The organism is Acidiferrimicrobium sp. IK (assembly GCF_025499425.1).
GTDB lineage: Bacteria > Actinomycetota > Acidimicrobiia > Acidimicrobiales > Palsa-688 > Acidiferrimicrobium.
Genome location: NZ_JAIMCB010000004.1, coordinates 117539 through 136050 on the forward strand (window position 1 = coordinate 117539; position 18512 = coordinate 136050).

Here is an 18512-nt window from a genome sequence, read left to right on the forward strand (position 1 = left end):
GCCCCGCACCGGCCGAGCCCGGGCCGAACCGGGACCATACGGAGAGAACGGTGCGCTCAGGATATATGGCTGGCCGCGACGCGGATGGCGTGGCTCTCAGCGACCCTCGGGCAGCCCGCCGGCGGCCGCCGCCACCGCCTCCACCAGGTCGCGGTCGTCTCCGAGCGACGCGTCGAGGCGCCCCACCACCGCGCGCGCCGCCTGCCGCAGGGGGCCCTGAGCGAGCGGCGCCGACGGGTCGTCGGTGCCGGACGGGGATCGCAGCCAGTGCAGCCACGACCCGAGTATGAGGGCCGCGGCCGGCGACTCCAGGCCCCGCCGGCGCCGCTCGAGCAGCACCGGCACGACCCGCACCGCCAGCTTCTCGGTCCCGTCCAACCCGATCTGCGCCAACTGGTGGGCGATGCGGCGGTTGGCGAAGCGGGCCAGGAGGGCGTCGCAGTAGGGCGCGGCGGGCAGCACCGCCCGGTCGAGGGTGACCGCAGCCTCATCCCACCACGCCTGCAGCCACCGCAGGCAGACGTCGTCGGCGGCGGCGTCGGCCACCGTGAAGTGCCCCTGCGCCGACCCGAAGTACGCGAGGAGCGAGTGACCGCCGTTCAGCAGACGCAGCTTGCGCTGCGCCCACGCCCCGACGTCTTCGACGACACGAGCACCGGCGTCCTCCCACGGCGGGCGCCCGGCGGGGAAGGCGCCGGCCAGGATCCATTCCCGCCACGGCTCGGTGACCACCGGGGCCAGATCGTCGAAACCGCTGAGACGGGCGACGGTGGCGCGCACCTCGTCGGTGGTGGCCGGTGTGATGCGATCCACCACCGTCGACACGAACGACACCTCCGCCGCGATCCACCCCGCCAGATCGGCGTCGAGCGCGCCGGCCAGGTCGGCGACGACGCGCCGGGTGGCCGCCCCGTTGTTGTCGAGGTTGTCGCAGGGCACCACCGCCAAGCCGCCGCCACCGGCCCGGCGGCGGGCGTCGAGACCAGCGACCAGGCGACCCGGCACCGTAAGCAGCGCCGCCCCGCTTCGGGGCCCGCCCCGAAGCGCCTCCAGGTCAGCGGCCACATCCGGTCGAGACCAGTCCAGGTTGCCGGACTGGTCGCGGCAGTAGGCGGCCTCGGTCACGGTCAAGGTGAGCACTGCGGTGGCGTCGTCGGCGACCACCGCGACCCATTTCCCCACCTCCTCCGCAGCCACCGCCTCGGAGATCGAGCCGATGACCTCCACCCGGTCGCCGTCGCCGGAGCGCACCAGAAGGCAGTACACGCCGCCCTGGGCGGTCAGGGCCCGGGCCAGGTCCGGGCGCCGGCCGGTGAACGCCGCGATGCCCCAGTCGGACACCTCGGCGGTCCACGGCGCCTGGTGAGCTCGGTGGAACGCCCCGAGGCCGAGGTGGGCGATGCGAGTGGGGGGCGCCTCCCCGCGGCGGCGGAGGGGCTCGCTCAAAGGCGGAACACCCGCCGGCCGGCCTCACCGGCCAGGTCCGTCGCGATGCGGGCCGCCTCGTCCTCGGCCAACCGGTGCTCGGCGACCAGCCGGGCCAGGTAACCGCAGTCGACCCGCCGGGCGACGTCGTGGCGGGCCCGCACCGAGCACAGCGCGCGGGTGTCGTCGACGAAGCCGGCGCTGCGGGAGAAGCCGGCGGTCTCGGTGACCGCCGCCCGGAACCGGGCCAGCGCGTCGGGCGCGTCCAGGAACCACCACGGGGCGCCGAGATACACGCTCGGGTAAAACCCGGCGAGAGGCGCCAGCTCCCTCGAGAACGTCGACTCGTCGACGGTGAAGAGCACCAGCCGGAAGCGAGCGTCGTCGCCGACGTCGGAGAGCAGCGGCTGGAGGTGCCGGGTGAACTCGTTGGCGACGGGAATGTCGTGGCCGGTGTCGGGCCCGAAACGGGCCGCGCTCGGCGGGTGATGGTCGCGGGCCACGCCAGTGTGCAGCGCCATGACCAGCCCGTCGTCGCGGGCCATGCGGGCCATCTCGCCGACCATGTGCCGACGGAAGGCGGTGGCGTCGCCTTCGCTGGCGTCGCCAGCGCAGGCCCGCTTGAAGATGGCGGCGGCGTCCTCGGGGGCCAGGCGGGCGCTGCCCGGGTCGAGGTGCCCGTGATCGCTGGCCGTGGCCCCCTTCGCCCGGAAGTGGTCCCGGCGGCGGCGCAGCGCGTCGAGGTACCCGTCGTAGGTGGAGGTGTCGACGTCGGCCGCGGTCCCAAGCTCCGCCAAAGCGTCGGTCCAGCCGCGGCGGCGCACCCGGACGTAGCGGTCGGGCCGCCACGTCGGCACGATCCGCCCGGTCCACGTCGGGTCGGCCTCGAGCGCGGCGTGGGCCGCCAGGTCCGACGCCGGGTCGTCGGTGGTGGCCAGCACCTCGATGCCCATGCGGTGATAGAGGGCCCGGGGCCGGTGAGCGGCGTCGTCGAGCTGCCCGGCGATGTGGTCGTAGAGGCGGTCGGCGTTGGCCGCCTCCGGCCGCTCGTGGACGTCGAACAGCTCGACTAGCTCCGCCTCCAGCCACGCCCTGGTCGCGGTCCCGGCCAACAGGTGCCAGCCCTCGCAGAAGATCCTCCACGCGGCGCGGGGATCAGGGGCCGGTCCGCTTTGCCCGACGCCGAGCACCGCCAAGTCGGCGCCGGCCGCGTGCAGCAACCGGGTCACGTAGTGATCCCCGGAGATGAACAGCGCTGCGGGGTCCGGGTAGGGCCGGTCCTCGGCGAGCAGCACCGGGTCGACGTGGCCGTGGGGGCTCACGACGGGCAGCGCAGCGACCTCCGCGTACAGCCGGCGAGCGACGGAGCGAACCGCCGGTTCTGCGGGAAGGAGTCGATCGGGGTGAAGTTCCAGGGTCGCCACGGCTCCATTGTGGAGCAGCGACCGTACGATCGTGGCGTGCAGGCATGGACGGTCGGGGATTCGGGGTCGTTGCTGAGCGCGGACGAGATCATCGACCACCTCAAAACCACGATGGAGAAAGAGGCGCTCGACGGTGCCCGGGTTTGCGTGGTCGTCCCCGACGCCACCCGCCACTGCCCGCTGCCCCTTCTCCTGACCGCCTTGTACCACGGGCTGGGCGGGAGGCCGGCGGAGGTCAGCGTCGTGGTGGCCCTGGGCACCCACCCGGCCATGCCCGAGGACGCGTTGGGCCGCCTGGTGGGCCCGCAACCGGCCGGGGTCAGCGTGCACAACCACGAGTGGTGGGACCCCGCCGCCCTCGTCGAGCTGGGTGAGCTTCCCGCCCGCGAGGTGCGCGCCGTGTCGGAGGGCCGCCTGGACACGGCGGTGGCGGTGCGAGTCAACCGGCGGGTGGCCGAGGCGGACGTCGTGGTGCTGCTCGGGCCGGTGCTGCCCCACGAGGTGGTCGGCTTCTCGGGCGGCAACAAGTACCTGTTCCCCGGCGTGTCCGGTCCCGAGATGATCGACGTCTCCCACTGGCTCGGCGCTCTGCTCACGAGCAGCGCGATCATCGGCCGGCCCGGCACCACGCCGGTGCGGGCTCTGATCGACCGGGCTGCGGCGCTGGTCCCCGGCCGGCGCATCGCTATCTGCGCGGTCACCGAGGCGGGCGGAGACGGGCTGCACGCGCTGAGCGTCGGCGACCCGGAGGTGGCCTGGGCCGACGCCGCGGCGATAGCCGCCCGGACCCACATCGAGCGGGTGGCGGCCCCGTTCCCCCGGGTCCTGTCGCTGGTCGCCGAGCGCTACGACGAGTTATGGACCGCGGCCAAAGGGGTGTACAAGGTCGACCCGGTCCTCGCCGACGGCGGGACCGTGGTCCTCTACGCCCCCCACGTGCGGCGGGTCAGCGAGACCCACGGAGCCGACATCGCCCGGGTCGGCTATCACTGCCGGGACTACATCACCGGCCAGTGGGACCGCTTCCGCGACCTGCCGTGGGGGGTGCTGGCCCATTCCACCCACGTGCGCGGCAGCGGGACCTGGGATCCGGTGGCAGGCGAGCGCTGCCGGACCACCGTCGCCTTGGCCACCGGCATCAGCCGGGAGGAGACCGAGGCCCTCGGCCTGGTCTATGTGGACCCCGACTCCATCGACCCCGACGAGTGGGCGGCCGACCCCGCAACGCTGGTGGTGCCCGACGCCGGCGAGACCCTCTACCGCCTGCAAGGCGACGGCTGACCGGCAGCGGGCCGGCGCCTGCGTGCACGCCGCGGCGGCGATCCAGTAATGTCGTCGGGCTGCTACACGGCCCCATCGTCTAGTGGCCTAGGACATCACCCTCTCAAGGTGGGAACACGGGTTCGAATCCCGTTGGGGCTACCAGGAACACCGCAGATCAGAGGCCGTATCGCCAGCGGTGCCATGTGGGTTCGGTTCCCATCGCCTCCACCTGATGCGCCTTGATCGCACCCTTGTCCCGGGGCTGTCGCGGTTGTTTCGGCTGCGTGTCAGGCGTACGTGTGGGCGATGAGTCGGCGGAGGAGGAGGAGCCCGGTGCGGGCGCCCCATATGAAGCGTCCGGCGAGGGGGATTGCGTTCGTAGTCGATTTGTAGTCGACAGTTGTTCACGAGCCAGGACCAGGCTCGTTGGGCGATCCACCGTTTGGGGAGCACCTAGAACCGGCCGGGTGGATCTTGCTGTTGACTTCGGCGACCCCGAAGCACCTGCTCTTCGAGGATTCAATCCCCAGGCTCGCCCGTGTCTATTGGGTCAGACGGTCGAGCGGGGGCAAGGACCACCTCGGTGGCGTGGCGAGTTATTAGATTGCGGGGACGTCTCGTAACCAGCGTGCAGGTTTCGGTCCACCAGGAAGGAAACGTTGGCGATGAAGCAATGGTTGGGGATCGCCACCGGGCTGGCATGCGCGGCGATGGCGCTGACGGCATGCGGTGGCGGTGGCGGACATCCCAAGGCGGGACGCCAGCAAACACCCACCACGACCGGGACCGCGGCTGGCCGCCAGGTCAGCCTGGCGCTGATGGACGGCGAGACGGTACAGGCCAGCCTTCCCGACCGGCCGCTGGGCACCACCGGAACCATCGCGTCTGGGGTGAACCTGGAGGCGTGGCAAGCGCAGCGCAGCGGGTCGGCGGTCACCGTCGTGTTCGCCCTTAACAACACGACCGACCACGCGGTCTCCGTTTCGGACGAGACCAGTCTCGGCGACGGCTTGGACCTCAACTCCGCCAATCCCAACGCACCTATCTCAGCCCGGGTCAATAACGTCGTCGACAACGTAGGGCTCCTCGACACATCGAGCCTCAAGAACTACGAAACCTTCTGCAACACCAGCGCGTCCGGAACGCTCACCGACTGCTTGGGCAGCGCCGACAATGTGTCGCTGAGCGCCGGCGGCCGCCAGTTTTTCGCCGCGGTCGTGGCCGCTCCTCCCTCGTCCACCAAGAGCGCCACCCTGGTGACGGGGGATGGGTCGATCCCCAACGTCCCCATTAGCGGATGAATGTGGAGCACGGGCGTGGGCGGCTCCTCGGGGCGGCCCTGGTGCTGGCGGTGACCGTGTTCGCGGGGGCCGCGGCCCTCCCGCAAACGGGCCTGAGCCGGCCGCCGGGGGTCGTCGGCTATCAGCCCCGAATCGTCACCTACCAGCCCCGAATCGTCACCTACCAGCCCCGAATCGTGGCCTACCAGCCCCGGATCGTGGACGAAACGCCGAAGACGAGCGCGCCGCACACGGTCACGGTGTTCAGCGACGTCCTGTTCGCCTTCGACTCCGCGGCGCTCAGTCCCCAAGCCGAGGCTCTCCTCACCCAGGTCGTCACTGCCGTGCAGGCCGCCCCCGCCGGTCAGGTGGTGGTCACCGGCTACACCGACTCCATCGGCGATCCCAGCTACAACCAGCAGCTGTCTCAGAAGCGGGCCGCCGCGGTCGAGCAGTTCCTCGCTCAGCAAGTCAGCCGGCCGGATCTCTCCTACGACGTGGTCGGGATGGGCGAGGCCGACCCGGTGGCGCCCAACACCAACCCCGACGGCAGCGACAACCCGACGGGCCGGGCCCAGAACCGGCGGGTGACGGTAACGGTCCCCGCATAGCAGCGGGGTGTATCAGCTTTGGCGCCCGCCGGCACGAACTGGTTGACGGCGCCAGCCGGCTCGGCGAGGAGCGCGAAGCGCACTCATGGGCGTACTGCGGCTCGCGGACGCGAACGTCCTCACCGGCTCTCAGGCCGGCAACGGCCAGCCCCGGGAGCGAGCTCGCTGGCGGAGCGCGTGCCGGGCCTCGCGTGCGCCGTAGTACACGAGCACGTAGGCGGCGGCGGGGTCCGCCCACCACCAGCCGGCCGCGGCGTTGAGGACCAGCCCAGTGAGCACCGCGACGGCCAGGACTGCGTCCGAGCGCGGTGACCTTGCCCTCGGTCTGCAGCAACGAGTTGCCCAGCGCCCGGCCGGTCGCGGCCTTGCCCCGGGCCAGCGCCGACATGGCGACCGCGGTGAGGCCGCTCCACCCGATCCCCAGGTAGCTGACCCCGGGGTGATCGCCCGCGGCGAGCAGCAGCGAGCTCTGGACAGCCAGGTACAGCGCGAGAGCGAGGAACGCCGATCATCCTGAGGGTCCGGCGCTGGCGGGCGCGGTGGGCGTCGGCGAGCTCCCACAACACGACGGTGGAAGCGCCGATCTCGATCAGGCTGTCGATCCCGAAGCCCCGAGCGCAATGGAGCCGGCCCGGACGGCAGCGACGGCAACGACGACGACCCCAACGACGTTCCAGCCGAGAGTGGCGTACTCGAGGCGGCGGCCTCGTCGGAGCAGCCCGGTGGCGGGCTGGACACGGTCGGGGGTCATCGCCGCCATCTTTGTCCGGGCGGGTCCTCTGCGGCCCACCGGCACGCGACGAGGGGCCGCTGCCGGCCGCCGGTGCTCAGGGCAGAGAGCTGGGCGGCCAGCCCGGCAGCACGCTCACCACGCGGCGCTGCCCGATCTCCGGCAGCCGCCGAGCAGCGCGATCGGCGTCGGTCCCGTGTCCGATGCCTGCGGCGCGCAAGAGCGCAAGCTCGGCAACATCCGGTGCCGCCCAGTGCAACTCGACGGACCACTCAGCTGCGGCCTGGTCGCTCACCGCGGCGCAGCCCTCGCGGTCTGAGCCGCCCTTCCTCGTTCCGCCGTTGGTGGCCCCGCCGTCGGTGGCCTCGCCGCGCCCGTCCATCGCCATGTCGCCGGTCCTGCCTTTCGGGTCGTCGGTGCCCCAACCCTTCGGCCGCCGGGCGCGGGACCTGAGGTCGCGAGTACGAGGCGACTGAGGTCGCCCGACGTTGGGCACCGGACGTTGGGCAGTGGAGGTCAGGCCAGGTGGCCGTCAGGCCGGGTGGGCGCTGCGCCGACCCAGGGCGATCTCGAGGCCGTCCTCCGCCAGGGCATCGACAACCGCCCCCGCGATGGCCGCCAACTGCCCGACCTGGTCACGGTCCAGGCGGTCGAACACCAGCCGCCGGACCAGCGCGACGTGACCGGGAGCGGCCCGCTCCACCAGCGCCACGCCGGCCTCGGTCAGGGTGGCGTGCACGGCGCGGCGGCTCTGCGGGCAGGGGGAGCGGCTGATCAGCCCGAGCCCCTCCAGCCTGGCCGCCGCATGCGACAGGCGACTTTGCGAGCTGTTGGTCGCCAACGCCAGCTGGTGCATGTGAAGCGTCCGGTCCTGGGCCTCGGAGAGCTGGGCCAGGATGCCGTAGGCCGCATGGGACAGGCCCGAGTCGTGCTGCAGCTGCCGGTCGAGGGCTACATCGAGCAGGGTCGTGGCCGCCAGCAGCGACGTCCACGCCTGCTGCTCGTCGTCGTCGAGCCACCGCGGTTCGGCCATCCACGGCACTGTAACCCCCGCACCCGATTAGTTGAAGCTTCATGGCTGTCAGGTTTTGCGGGCGCGCGAGTCACGCCCCTCCGGGGATACTGGACGCCGCCTGTGAACGTGACCGCAGACCACCTCCGTGTCCGCCTTGGCGGCCTGACCGACCGCGACCGGCACCGCCTGGCGCGCCGGCTGGCGCGCGCCCGCAACGCCGGCGACCTCGAATCCGTGGAGGCCGCGGTGGCCGCCGCCGAGGCCAGGATGGCCGCCCGCGTCGCCGCGGTGCCCGACGTCACCTACCCGGAGGACCTCCCGGTGAGCGGCCGGCGCGACGACATCCTCGCCGCGCTGCGGGACCATCAGGTCGTGGTCGTCGCCGGCGAGACCGGATCGGGCAAGACGACGCAGCTGCCGAAGATGTGCCTCGAGCTCGGCCGCGGGGTGAGAGGAATGATCGGACACACCCAGCCGCGACGCATCGCGGCCCGCACCGTCGCGGAGCGGCTGGCCGACGAGCTCGACGTCACCCTCGGCGGACCTGTCGGGTATGCGGTCCGCTTCGACGACCGGGTCGCGGACGCGACCCTGATCAAGGTCATGACCGACGGCATCCTCCTGGCCGAAATCCAGCGGGACCGGCTGCTGCTCGCCTACGACACGATCATCGTCGACGAGGCCCACGAGCGCTCCCTCAACATCGATTTCCTTCTCGGCTATCTCACCCAGCTGCTGCCGCAACGCCCCGACCTGAAGGTCGTGGTGACCTCCGCCACCATCGACACCGCCCGCTTCGCGGCCCACTTCGACGCCCCCGTCGTCGAGGTCAGCGGTCGCACCTACCCCGTCGAGGTCCGCTACCGCCCAGTCGTCGACGACGAATCCGACCGGGGCCGTGACCAGTCGCAGGCGATCTGCGACGCGGTGGACGAACTGGCCGGGGAGGGACCCGGCGACGTGCTGGTGTTCCTGGCCGGCGAGCGCGACATCCGCGACGCAGCCGACGCCCTGCGAGAGTCCACAGCCGGGCGCAGCCGCGACGAGATCGAGATCCTGCCGCTCTACGCCAGGCTGTCGGCCGCCGAGCAGCACAAGGTGTTCAAGGCCCACCGGGGCCGGCGAGTGGTGCTGGCCACCAACGTGGCGGAGACGTCGCTCACGGTGCCCGGCGTCCGGTTCGTGGTGGATACCGGCACAGCTCGGATCTCGCGCTACAACCACCGGACCAAGGTGCAGCGCCTGCCGATCGAGCCGGTATCGCAGGCGTCGGCCAACCAGCGCTCGGGGCGCTGCGGGCGGGTGGCGCCGGGAGTGTGCATTCGCCTCTACAGCGAGGAGGACTTCGCGGAGCGCCCGCAGTTCACCGACCCGGAGATCTTGCGGACCAACCTGGCGTCGGTCATCTTGCAGATGACCGCCATCGGCCTCGGTGACATCGCCGCGTTCCCCTTCGTCGAAGCGCCGGACCGGCGCAGCGTGGCCGACGGGATGGCGCTGCTAGACGAGCTTGGGGCGTTCGCCCCGCTCGACGCGAGGCAGCCGCTGCCGGCGCAGAGCCGGCGGCTGAGCCCGATCGGGCGGCGCCTGGCCCAGCTGCCCCTCGACCCCCGCATCGGCCGGATGGTCATCGAGGCCGAGGCCCTCGACTGCCTCCGAGAGGTGACGATCATCGCTGCCGCCCTGTCGATCCAAGACCCGAGGGAACGGCCTTCCGACAAGGCGCAGGCGGCCGCGGAGGCCCACCGCCGCTTCTCGGTCCCCGAGTCGGACTTCCTCGGCATGGTCTCGCTCTGGGAGCACCTGGCCGAGCAACAGTCGGTCCTGTCAGGCAACCAGTTCCGCAGGTGGTGCCGGGTGAACTTCCTCAACGTGCTGCGGGTGAGGGAATGGCAGGACCTGGCCGGCCAGATCCGCCAGGTCCACCGCTCGCAAGGCGTGCGTCCCAACCGCGAGGCGGCCCATCCTGATCACGTCCATCAGGCGGTCCTCGCCGGTCTCCTCTCGCGCATCGGTATGCGCGACCGCGAGCGGGGTGACTACCTCGGCGCCCGCTCCACCCGATGGCAGATCGGCCGCGGGTCGGTGCTGGCCCGCAAGCAGCCGGCGTGGGCCATGGCGGCCGAGCTGGTGGAGACCGACCGGACCTGGGCCCGCACCGTCGCCCGCATCGAGCCGGTGTGGGCGGAGCGGCTCGGATCGCACCTGGTGAAGCGCAGCTGGACCGAACCGTGGTGGGACCCCGACCGGGCTGAGGCGGTCACCGACGAGCGGGTCACCCTCTACGGGCTGCCCGTCGTCGCCGGCCGCCGCACCGGGTACTCCCGGATCGACCCCGTGGAATCCCGCCGGCTATTCCTCGAGCACGCCCTGGCGCGAGAGGAGTGGGCCGCCGCGCCGGAATTCCTCGCACGCACCCGCCGCCGGATGGAGGAGGTGGAGGTCCTCGAGGAGCGGGTCCGGCGCCGGGATCTGCTGGCCGGCGACGACGCCCGCCTGGCGTGGTGGGACTCGCGTATCCCTGCGGACGTGGTCAGCGGGCGCAGCTTCCTGCGGTGGTGGAAGAAGGCCAGCCGCGACCAACCGGACCAGCTCGACGTCCCGCTGAGCGTCCTGGTCGACCGCTCGGGAGGCCCCGTCGACCTGCGGGACTGGCCCGACGAGTGGCACCAAGACGACCTGCGCCTGCGGCTCCGCTACACCTTCGACCCGGGCCGCCCCGGCGACGGGGTGGCGGTCGTGGTCCCCCTCGTGGCGCTCAACCGACTCCGACCCGACGGCTTCGACTGGAACGTGCCCGGCTTGCGCTTGGAGCTGGTCACCGCGCTGGTCCGGGCGCTGCCCAAGACCCTGCGGCGCCACTTCGTCCCCGCCGCCGAGGTCGCCGCCGACGTGCTCGGGCGCTGCGGGCCGGCCGACGGGCCGCTGCTGGAAGTCGTCGCCCGTCAGCTCTCCCGCCGCTCCGGTGAGCGGGTGCGGGCCTCCATGTGGGACCCCGACCAGCTCCCCGCCCATCTACGCATGACCTTCGAGGTGGTCGACGGTTCCGGTTCGGTGCGGGCCCGGGGTCACGACGTCGGGGAGCTGCGCCGGCTGCTCGAAGACGAGGTCCGGGAGGCGGTAGCGGCAGCGGTGCCGGGAATCGAACGGCACGGCGAGGTGACCTGGAGTTTCGGGACGATACCCCGGCGGCTCGAGGCCGATGGCGTGGTCGGGTACCCGGCGCTGGTCGACGAAGCCGACGCGGTCGGCTTGGCGGTCCTCGACACGCCGGCCGCCCAGGCGCAGAGCATGTGGCGGGGCAGCGCCCGCCTTCTGCGCCTCGCCGCGCCCCTGCCGAGCGGTCATCTCCAGCGTCGGCTTACCAACGACACCAAGCTGGCGCTCGCCCGGTGGGAGACCCCGGTCGGGGAGCTGCTCGACGACTGCGCGAGCGCCGCCATCGACGACATCCTCACCCGCCACGGCGGCCCCGCGTACGACGAGGCCGGTTTCGAGGTCCTCGCCGGCGACGCCCGGGCTGGCCTGCAGGACCGCGTCGCCACGCTGGCCACCATCGCCGGCGGGGTCCTGGCCGCAGCCGAGCGCGTCGAGGAGCGGGTCGCTGCCCTCGAGCGGCGGGACCGCACCGGTGACCTGGCGGCATCGCTGGCCGACGTTCGCCGCCAGCTCGACCGTCTCGTCGGCCCCGGGTTCGTGGCGATGACCGGGAGTGCCCACCTGGCGGACCTGATGCGCTACCTCGAGGCGGCGTACCGGCGCCTCGAGCGGTTACCGGCGGGCGTCCGGCGCGACACCGAGCACATGGCCCGCATCGCCCGGGTCCAGTCCCGCTACGAGCGTCTCGCCGACCAGGTCGTCGAGGGGACCGCGTCCCCGGCGGTCATGCGCGGCCTGGCCCGGGTCCGGTGGATGCTCGAGGAGCTGCGCGTCAGCCTCTTCGCCCAAGTCCTCGGCACCGCCGGGCCGGTCAGCGAGGAGCGCATCAACCGCCTGCTCGACGCCATGGTCGAGGCCTGACACCCGTCCGCCCGTAGCTGGCGTCGGCGGGGTCAGGCGTCGAGCGCCACGTCCGGTCGTCGCGCCGACGCGATGCTCGACCCGACGTTGGCCGAGATCACCAGAACCACCGCAACGACCTCGTGACCGCCCAGATGCTGGCCGAGCACGACCAGCCCGGCCAGTGCCGCGACCGCAGGATCCAAGCTGAGCAGCACGCCGAACGCTCGGGGCGACACCGACCGCAACGCCACCAGCTCCAGCGAGTACGGCAGGACCGACGACAGCACCGCCACCGCCAGCCCCAGCCCGAGGGTCGAAGGATGCACCAGCCTGGTGCCGCCGGCCACCAACCCGCCGGGCGCGACGATCACCGCGGCTACGACCATCGCCAACGCCAGCCCGTCGACGCCCTCCATCCGCCGGCCCGCCTCCCGACTGAGGAGGATGTAACCGGCCCAGCACCCGCCGGCGACCAACGCCAGCACGATGCCGACCGGGTCGAGGCGGCCGCCGGGGGAGGCCGCCAGCAACGCCACGCCGGCCCCGGCCAGCGCGGCCCACAGCAGGTCCCGCAAACGGCGCGACCCGGCCACCGCGACGGCCAGCGGACCGACGAACTCCACGGTCACCGCCACCCCGAGCGGTATGCGGGCGATCGACTCGTAAAACGCCAGGTTCATGGCCCCGAGCGCCACCCCGAAGAGAGCCACCGCCGCCAGGTCGCGGCCGCGCCGGGAGCGCGGCGACGGACGGACCGCGGCGAGGAGGACCACCGCGCCGAGGACCAGCCGCAGCGTGACCGCGCCTGCCGGCCCGACCCGGGCGAAGAGGTGGGTGGCCACCGCCGCGCCGGACTGCACCGAGACCGCTCCGGTCGCGACGAGCAGCTCGGGCCGGACCCGCCGTCGCCCCGCCCGGACGGTCACCGCGGCTTGTCCCCGGCCCTCTGGGCCCGTCAGCGCAGGTACCGGTCGAACCACTCCAGGATCAGCTCAGCTCGCATGACGCGATGTGCCGGGCTGCCAGAGCGCGACAGCTCGTGGGTCTCCTCAGGGAAGCGGACCAGCTCCGGATGGCGCCCGAGCAGCTTCAACGCCACGAAAAGCTCCTCCGCCTGGGACATCGGGCAGCGCAGGTCATTCTCGGAGTGAACGATCAGCACCGGGGTCGTCATGTCCGATACGTGGGTGATCGGGGAGTGGCGGGCGAACAGCTCGGGCCGCTGAAGGTGGTCGTGGCCGACATAGGCGGCGAAGAACCCGGCGATGTCGGAGTCCGATTCCATGGTCAGGAGGTTGTTGACCGCCCGCTCCGACACCGCCGCGGTGAACCGGTCGTCGTGGCCGATGATCCACGACGTCAGGTAACCCCCGTAGGAGCCTCCCTGGATGCCGAGGCGGTCGGCGTCGACCCACTCGAAACGGTCGGCCGCCTCCTCGACGCACGCGAGGACGTCGTCGGCGTCCACGCCGCCCCACCCAGACCCCGCGTCGTCTCCGGCCTCGGGCCAGCGCACCGCTCGGCCCCACGCCTCCGAGTAACCGGAGCTTCCCCGCGGGTTGCAGTAGACGACGCCGTAGCCGTGCGCGGCCTGCAGCTGGAACTCGTCGAAGAGGACATGGCCGTACTGGGTGAAAGGACCGCCGTGGATGTTGAGGATGGTGGGATGCCGGCCGGGACCCGCGTCGAGAGGAGCCATCGCCCAGCACTCGACCTCGGTCCCGTCAGCGGAGGTGGCGACAAAGCGTTCCGGCTCGACCAGCGTCGCCTCCGCCCGCAAGCTCGCCGTCAGTTCTGTCACCCGGCGTTCGGCGCCGGGGGTCAGTCGGCCGCCGGCGGCGGCGCCCCCCGGCGACAGCGGCGCGACGTGGAATTCGGGCAGGTGGAGCGCGTCGCCGGCCGAGAACGCCACGATCGCGTCCTGCGCCGCCGGGCCGCTCACATCCCACGAGACGATCCGCCGGTCGCCGCCGAGCCACAGCGCCGGTGGTGCCGAACCGTCGGACGGGACGCTCCACAAGCGCAGCGCGCCGGCATCCTCGGCGCTGAAGACCAGATCGTCGCCGAGCCACGCCGGCGGTCGGGGCCCTTCGTGGGGGGCGGCGTTGCGGTCGAGGTCGGAAGACAGGACCCGGAGGCTGGAGGCGCCCTCGGCGGCGACGAGCACGCCGACCTGGCCGTGGCGGGGTTCGTTCATCGGGGTCGGCACGACGAGGAACGCCAGGCGGGTGCCGTCGGGCGACCACGACGGCGCGAAGTAGCTGGCGTCGGTCGGCGTCACCCGCTCCGGCACGCCGATCGGCCCGTCTACCCGCACGGTCCACAGGTCCCGGCACAGGTCCATGTCCCACCCGTCGTGGCGGCCCGAGGACCACGCCAAGGCCGTGCCCTGCGGGGACCACGCGACGTTCCTCGCCTCCCACGGCCCGGGGGTGACCAGCACCGGCTCGCCGGGCACCTCGAGGTCGACCAGGTACACGTGGGCCGGGCGGTCGGACACGAACCCCTCCCCGTTGAGGCGGGAGAGGAGAGTCGTGATCCGCCGGGGCGGCATGCGATCGGGCGGCAGGGGAGCGCCCTCGGGTCCGTACTGGTCGCGGTCGCGGTCGCGCACCACGACCGCCAGCCGGCGCCCGTCAGGTGACCAGGCCAGCTCCTCGACTTCGTCGTCGAAGCGGGCCGGCTGGCCGGCGGATCCCGGAGCCCCGACCGCCATGGTGGACACGATTCGATCTCCCGACGCGACCTTGGTGACCCACGCCAGCTGGCGTCCGTCGGGTGACCACACGGGGTGCTCGTCGCGCTCGGTTCCCGCCGACACTGGCCACGGGTTGCCGCCCGCGGTGTCGGCCACCCACACCCGGCTGCGATAGCGGTTGGCGCGCTGGTCGACCGAGGTGATGGTGAACGCCGCCAGCCGTCCGTCGGGGGCCAGCCTCACGGCCCCCGCGGACGCCAGCCGGGCGATGTGGTGAGGTTTCATCCCGCTCATGGCGTCCACCGTAGGGGGCGGAACCGCCGCCGGCCGGGCCATTCCGGTTATCGGACATTCCGGGCGGGTACGACGCCTGTGTGAAGAAGAGTGCGGGGTCTTCGATGGAGCTGTTGCGTATTTCCGTCGAGACCGAACCAGGGCGGGTCGTGTGCCGTATCAGCGGCGACCTCGACGCCGCCAGCGCGGCCCGCCTGCGGGCCGTTCTCGCTGAGCAGCTGGACGAGGGCAGCGACGCGGTCGTCGACCTGTCCGGCCTCGGGTTCATCGACTCGAGCGGCCTGGGGGTGCTCGTCGGGGCGCTCAAGCGCTTCGACGCCGCCGGTCGCCAGCTGAGCTTGCGGGCGCCGACGCCGTCCCTTCAGCGGGTGCTGGAGATGACCGGCCTGGCCGCCGCCTTCGTCGTCGAACGCTGACCCGGCCCGGAACGGGGTAGCACTGGAGAGTGGGGTAGCACTGGAGAGTAAGGCGGAGGCAGTACCCTTCTAACTCGATATGGCCGCCACCCTCCGCGACCGGGCGTTCGAGCTCGGAAATCAGGTCGGGGCGCGGGCCCTTCACGGCTTCGAGCGGGTCGTGCTGCGCAGCTCCGAGGTCCCGACGACGCCCTTCCTGGACCCGGCGACGTTCGGCTGGGTCGCCGGGTTGGAGGCCGAGTGGAAGACCATCCGAGCGGAGCTGGACGACGTTCTCGGCTACCGGGACCAGCTCCCCAACTTCCAGGACATCTCCGTCGACCAGGCGTCGATCACCGACGACGATGGCTGGAAGACGTTCTTCTTCCTCGGCTACGGGTTCCGTTCCGACGCCAACTGCGCTCGTTGCCCGCAGACCGCGGCGCTCATCGATGCCATCCCCGGCGTGACCACCGCGTTCTTCTCGATCCTGGCGCCTCACAAGCGGATCCCCGAACACCGGGGACCGTGGCGTGGCGTGCTGCGCTACCACCTCGCCCTGCAGGTCCCCGACCCCGCCGAGAAGTGCGGGATAAGCGTCGGTGGCGAGGTGGCGCATTGGGAGGAAGGCCGCAGCCTGCTCTTCGACGACGGCTACGACCACCACGCGTGGAACGACACCGACGGGGTGCGCGTCGTCCTGTTCGTCGACGTCCTCCGGCCGTTGCGGCCCCCGGCCCAGCAGATCAACCGGGCGCTGATCGCCGCCATCGGCCGCTCGCCGTACATCTCTGATGCCCGCAACCGCCACGAGGCGTGGGAGCGACGCTTCGAGACCCTGCGCGGCGGGGCTGGTCGGTGAGCGAGCAGGACTTGGCCCTCGGCGAGCCGGTCAAAGCCGACGGGGACCTTTTCGCCAAAGTGGCCGACCCGAGGCTCGACGACTGGCGCCGGGCCGAACAGGAGGGCCTCCTGCCGTTCTACCGGGAGCTCGACGGGGAAGTAGGCCCGTCGGTCACCCTCGACGGGCGGCGGATGGTCATGCTCGGCTCCAACAACTACCTGGGTCTGACCACCGACGAGCGGGTGCGGCGCGCCGCCACCGACGCGGTCGGCAAGTTCGGCACCGGCGTTACCGGCAGCCGCCTGCTCAACGGCACCCTGTCGCTGCATCGCGAGCTGGAAGCTGAACTGGCCGACTGGGTCGGCGCCGAGGCGGCTCTGGTCTTCACCACCGGTTACACCGCCAACCTGGGTCTCCTCTCAGCGCTCGTCGGGCCGGGGGACGCCGCGGTGCTCGACTCGGCGGCTCACGCCAGCCTGGTAGACGGCGCCCGTTTCGCCGAGGGGGCGCTGCGGGCGTTCCGGCACAACCGGCCCAATAGCCTGCGCCGGACGTTGCGGTCCTGGCGGGAGCAGCCCGACTCCGGTGGGCTGCTGGTCGCCATCGACGGGATCTACTCGATGGAAGGCGACTGGGCGCCGATCCCGGAGGTGGCAGCCTTGTGCCGGGAGTACGGCGCCCGCCTGCTCGTCGACGAAGCCCACTCCCTCGGTGTGGTCGGCCCGGGCGGCGCCGGGACGGCCGCCGCGACCGGAGTCAAGCCGGACCTGTTCATGGGGACCTTCTCCAAGTCGCTGGCCAGCTGCGGGGGCTTCATCGCCGGCCCGGCCGCGGTCATCGACTTCCTCAAGATCACCTGCCGCCCGCTGCTGTTCACGGCAGCCGGCGTTCCTGCGGCGCTCGCCGCGGCCCTCGCCGCGGTGCGCATCGCCCGCCGCGAGGACTGGCGCCGCGAGTCGGTGGCGGCGAGGGCCCGCCAGCTGCGGCGGGGCCTCGACGAGCTCGGCTACGACGTCGGCCCGCCGGTGGAGTCGGCGATCGTCGCGGTCCACGTGGAGGAGGTGTGGGAGGCCGGCCTGCTCTGGAAGTCGCTGCTCGAGCACGGCGTGTACACCAACTGCGCCATCCCGCCGGCGGTCCCCCGCTCGGTGCTGCGCACCTCGGTGATGGCCACCCACACCGAAGAGGACATCGACCGGGCGCTGGACGCGTTCGCCGCGGTCAAGGCCGGCCGCTGATCCTCGCTCGGAGCCGTCAGGACCGCTCGGGCCGAACCGCTCGGTGCCGGACGTGAGAGTCGGGCTCACCGGCGGGACCGGCCACCTGGGGTCGCTGCTCCTGCAACGCCTCCTCGGGTGGCCCGAGGTGGAGTCGGTCGTCAGCGTCGCCCGCCGCCCCCTCGGCGCCGGGCCGCTCGGTGACCCTCTCTCCGGTGGCGGCCCGGATGCGGTCTCCGCCGCGGGCGGCGCCGACCGGCGCCGGGTCACCCACGTCAGGGCGGATCTGCGGGCCCCCGAGGCCCGCCGGGCGCTCGAGCGCGTCGACATCTGCTTCCACCTGGGCTTCCAGCTCTGGTCCGCCGGTGCTCCGGCTGAGATGGCCGAAGCCAACCTCCGCGGCACCGACAACGTCCTCGCCGCCAGGCCCGGCGCGGTCGTCCTAGCCTCGTCTGCCGCGGTCTACGGCGCGTGGCCTGCCAACCCTGTGCCGCTTCGCGAACAGGATCCGCCGCGGCCCAACCCTGAGGTGCCCTACGCCCAGCACAAGCTGGGCGCCGAGACCCGCTGCTTGGACGCCGCCCCCACCGTGGTGGTGCGCCTCGCGGCGGTGCTCGGCCCGCACGCCGACGCCGCGGTGGCTCGTTCTGTCGCCGGGTACCGCATGGCGGTGCCGGCGGTGAGGGGCGTCGCGCAGGCGGTGCAGTTCCTCGACGAGCAGGACGCGGTGGAGGCGCTGCTGGCCGCCGGCCGGGCGGTGTTGGGTGGCGGCGGGCCAGGGTTGGGTGGCGGCGGGCCAGGGTTGGGTGGCGGCGGGGTGGGGCTGGCTGGTGGCTCGGGGCTGGTGCTCAACGCGGCAACCACTGACTGGCTGTCGGCGTCCGACATCGCCGCGGTGTCAGGAGGTCGGGTCCTCACCGTGTCCCGCCGGCTGTTGCTCGCCGCGTCCGAGGCCGGCCGCAGGGCCCGACTGCTGCCCTTCGGGGCTGACCGGGCCGCGCTGCTCGGCGGTCCGCTAGCCCTCGACAGCGCACGCGCCGGCGAGCTGCTCGGATGGGCACCGACGCGAACCTCCGCGGCCGTGCTCGCCGAGGCGCTGGGCGCCTCCCGCCGCGGAGCGGCCCGGCCCGACGGGCCGCGGCCGCGCTTTGCGCGTCGCGCCGAGTGAGGACGATCTTCCGGTAAGTCGCCCCAATCGCGCTCCAAATCGCGCTCCAAATCGCGCCCTGGCGCGATTTGGTGCTCTCCAGAGCACAAACCGCGCCAGGCGCGGTTTTGGCCGGTCCTGCCGTTCCCGCTGCGCGGCCGGCCCTC

16 protein-coding genes and 1 tRNA gene are annotated in these 18512 nt (G+C 72.6%); 9 read left to right on the forward strand and 8 right to left on the reverse strand.

Features of this window, described 5'->3' with window-relative positions:
- Positions 1–96: 96 nt before the first annotated feature.
- Both K6U06_RS08185 and uxaC read right to left on the reverse strand, forming a co-directional pair.
- On the reverse strand, positions 97–1446 hold the full coding sequence (locus K6U06_RS08185) for a mannitol dehydrogenase family protein (RefSeq protein ID WP_262321431.1): 1350 nt from the start codon (positions 1444–1446) through the stop codon (positions 97–99).
- Positions 1443–2849: a glucuronate isomerase gene (uxaC, locus tag K6U06_RS08190; RefSeq protein ID WP_262321432.1), complete on the reverse strand. Its 1407-nt coding sequence runs from the start codon at positions 2847–2849 to the stop codon at positions 1443–1445. The genes K6U06_RS08185 and uxaC overlap by 4 nt, the downstream gene beginning before the upstream one ends.
- Before the next feature lie 36 nt (positions 2850–2885).
- Here uxaC and K6U06_RS08195 point away from each other — a divergent pair, with 36 nt between their 5' ends.
- The 4 genes from K6U06_RS08195 to K6U06_RS08210 all read left to right on the forward strand — a co-directional run bounded on the left by K6U06_RS08195 (position 2886) and on the right by K6U06_RS08210 (position 6003).
- Positions 2886–4130: a lactate racemase domain-containing protein gene (locus tag K6U06_RS08195; RefSeq protein ID WP_262321433.1), complete on the forward strand. Its 1245-nt coding sequence runs from the start codon at positions 2886–2888 to the stop codon at positions 4128–4130.
- A 68-nt stretch (positions 4131–4198) separates the two neighbouring features.
- Positions 4199–4274: transfer RNA gene (locus tag K6U06_RS08200), tRNA-Glu, on the forward strand.
- 503 nt (positions 4275–4777) lie between these two features.
- Positions 4778–5413: a hypothetical protein gene (locus tag K6U06_RS08205; RefSeq protein ID WP_262321434.1), complete on the forward strand. Its 636-nt coding sequence runs from the start codon at positions 4778–4780 to the stop codon at positions 5411–5413.
- 2 nt (positions 5414–5415) lie between these two features.
- Positions 5416–6003: an OmpA family protein gene (locus K6U06_RS08210; RefSeq protein ID WP_262321435.1), complete on the forward strand. Its 588-nt coding sequence runs from the start codon at positions 5416–5418 to the stop codon at positions 6001–6003.
- Between the two features lie 129 nt (positions 6004–6132).
- Here K6U06_RS08210 and K6U06_RS08215 read toward each other — a convergent pair whose 3' ends face one another.
- The 4 genes from K6U06_RS08215 to K6U06_RS08230 all read right to left on the reverse strand — a co-directional run bounded on the left by K6U06_RS08215 (position 6133) and on the right by K6U06_RS08230 (position 7766).
- Entirely contained in the window at positions 6133–6282 is a 150-nt protein-coding gene (locus tag K6U06_RS08215; RefSeq protein ID WP_262321436.1) for a hypothetical protein, read from the reverse strand.
- Between the two features lie 310 nt (positions 6283–6592).
- The gene (locus K6U06_RS08220) at positions 6593–6754 is read right to left on the reverse strand and encodes a hypothetical protein (RefSeq protein ID WP_262321437.1); all 162 of its coding nucleotides are present in this window, start codon (positions 6752–6754) and stop codon (positions 6593–6595) included.
- 76 nt (positions 6755–6830) lie between these two features.
- A complete protein-coding gene (locus tag K6U06_RS08225; protein WP_262321438.1) occupies positions 6831–7121 on the reverse strand; it encodes a hypothetical protein in 291 nt (96 codons plus the stop codon).
- Between the two features lie 144 nt (positions 7122–7265).
- The gene (locus K6U06_RS08230; RefSeq protein ID WP_262321439.1) at positions 7266–7766 is read right to left on the reverse strand and encodes a MarR family winged helix-turn-helix transcriptional regulator; all 501 of its coding nucleotides are present in this window, start codon (positions 7764–7766) and stop codon (positions 7266–7268) included.
- A 108-nt stretch (positions 7767–7874) separates the two neighbouring features.
- Between K6U06_RS08230 and hrpA the strand changes: the two genes are divergently transcribed.
- A complete protein-coding gene (gene hrpA, locus K6U06_RS08235) occupies positions 7875–11768 on the forward strand; it encodes an ATP-dependent RNA helicase HrpA (RefSeq protein WP_262321440.1) in 3894 nt (1297 codons plus the stop codon).
- A 32-nt stretch (positions 11769–11800) separates the two neighbouring features.
- On the opposite strand, the gene K6U06_RS08240 is transcribed toward hrpA, so the two are convergent.
- Positions 11801–12676: an EamA family transporter gene (locus K6U06_RS08240; RefSeq protein ID WP_262321441.1), complete on the reverse strand. Its 876-nt coding sequence runs from the start codon at positions 12674–12676 to the stop codon at positions 11801–11803.
- 29 nt (positions 12677–12705) lie between these two features.
- Positions 12706–14742, reverse strand: a complete 2037-nt coding sequence (locus K6U06_RS08245; protein WP_262321442.1) for an alpha/beta hydrolase family protein — start codon at positions 14740–14742, stop codon at positions 12706–12708.
- Positions 14743–14822: 80 nt separating this feature from the next.
- Between K6U06_RS08245 and K6U06_RS08250 the strand changes: the two genes are divergently transcribed.
- The 4 genes from K6U06_RS08250 (at position 14823) to K6U06_RS08265 (ending at position 18366) form a co-directional block, all read left to right on the forward strand.
- Positions 14823–15158: an STAS domain-containing protein gene (locus K6U06_RS08250; protein WP_262321443.1), complete on the forward strand. Its 336-nt coding sequence runs from the start codon at positions 14823–14825 to the stop codon at positions 15156–15158.
- Positions 15159–15237: 79 nt separating this feature from the next.
- The gene (locus K6U06_RS08255; RefSeq protein ID WP_262321444.1) at positions 15238–15999 is read left to right on the forward strand and encodes an aspartyl/asparaginyl beta-hydroxylase domain-containing protein; all 762 of its coding nucleotides are present in this window, start codon (positions 15238–15240) and stop codon (positions 15997–15999) included.
- Positions 15996–17219 (forward strand): aminotransferase class I/II-fold pyridoxal phosphate-dependent enzyme, encoded by a 1224-nt coding sequence (locus K6U06_RS08260; protein ID WP_262321445.1) that lies wholly within the window; start codon positions 15996–15998, stop codon positions 17217–17219. Before K6U06_RS08255 ends, K6U06_RS08260 begins: the two co-directional genes overlap by 4 nt.
- A 52-nt stretch (positions 17220–17271) precedes the next feature.
- Complete coding sequence (locus tag K6U06_RS08265) at positions 17272–18366, forward strand: NAD-dependent epimerase/dehydratase family protein (RefSeq protein ID WP_262321446.1); 1095 nt, start codon at positions 17272–17274, stop codon at positions 18364–18366.
- Positions 18367–18512 lie beyond the last annotated feature (146 nt).

Excerpts from the sequence above, each read along its gene's own strand:
- K6U06_RS08245 (WP_262321442.1), bottom strand. The coding sequence starts at position 14,742 with ATGAGCGGGATGAAACCTCACCACATCGCCCGGCTGGCGTCCGCGGGG.
- K6U06_RS08225 (WP_262321438.1), bottom strand. The coding sequence starts at position 7,121 with ATGGCGATGGACGGGCGCGGCGAGGCCACCGACGGCGGGGCCACCAAC.
- K6U06_RS08255 (WP_262321444.1), top strand. The coding sequence starts at position 15,238 with ATGGCCGCCACCCTCCGCGACCGGGCGTTCGAGCTCGGAAATCAGGTC.
- K6U06_RS08205 (WP_262321434.1), top strand. The coding sequence starts at position 4,778 with ATGAAGCAATGGTTGGGGATCGCCACCGGGCTGGCATGCGCGGCGATG.
- K6U06_RS08230 (WP_262321439.1), bottom strand. The coding sequence starts at position 7,766 with ATGGCCGAACCGCGGTGGCTCGACGACGACGAGCAGCAGGCGTGGACG.
- K6U06_RS08220 (WP_262321437.1), bottom strand. The coding sequence starts at position 6,754 with ATGACCCCCGACCGTGTCCAGCCCGCCACCGGGCTGCTCCGACGAGGC.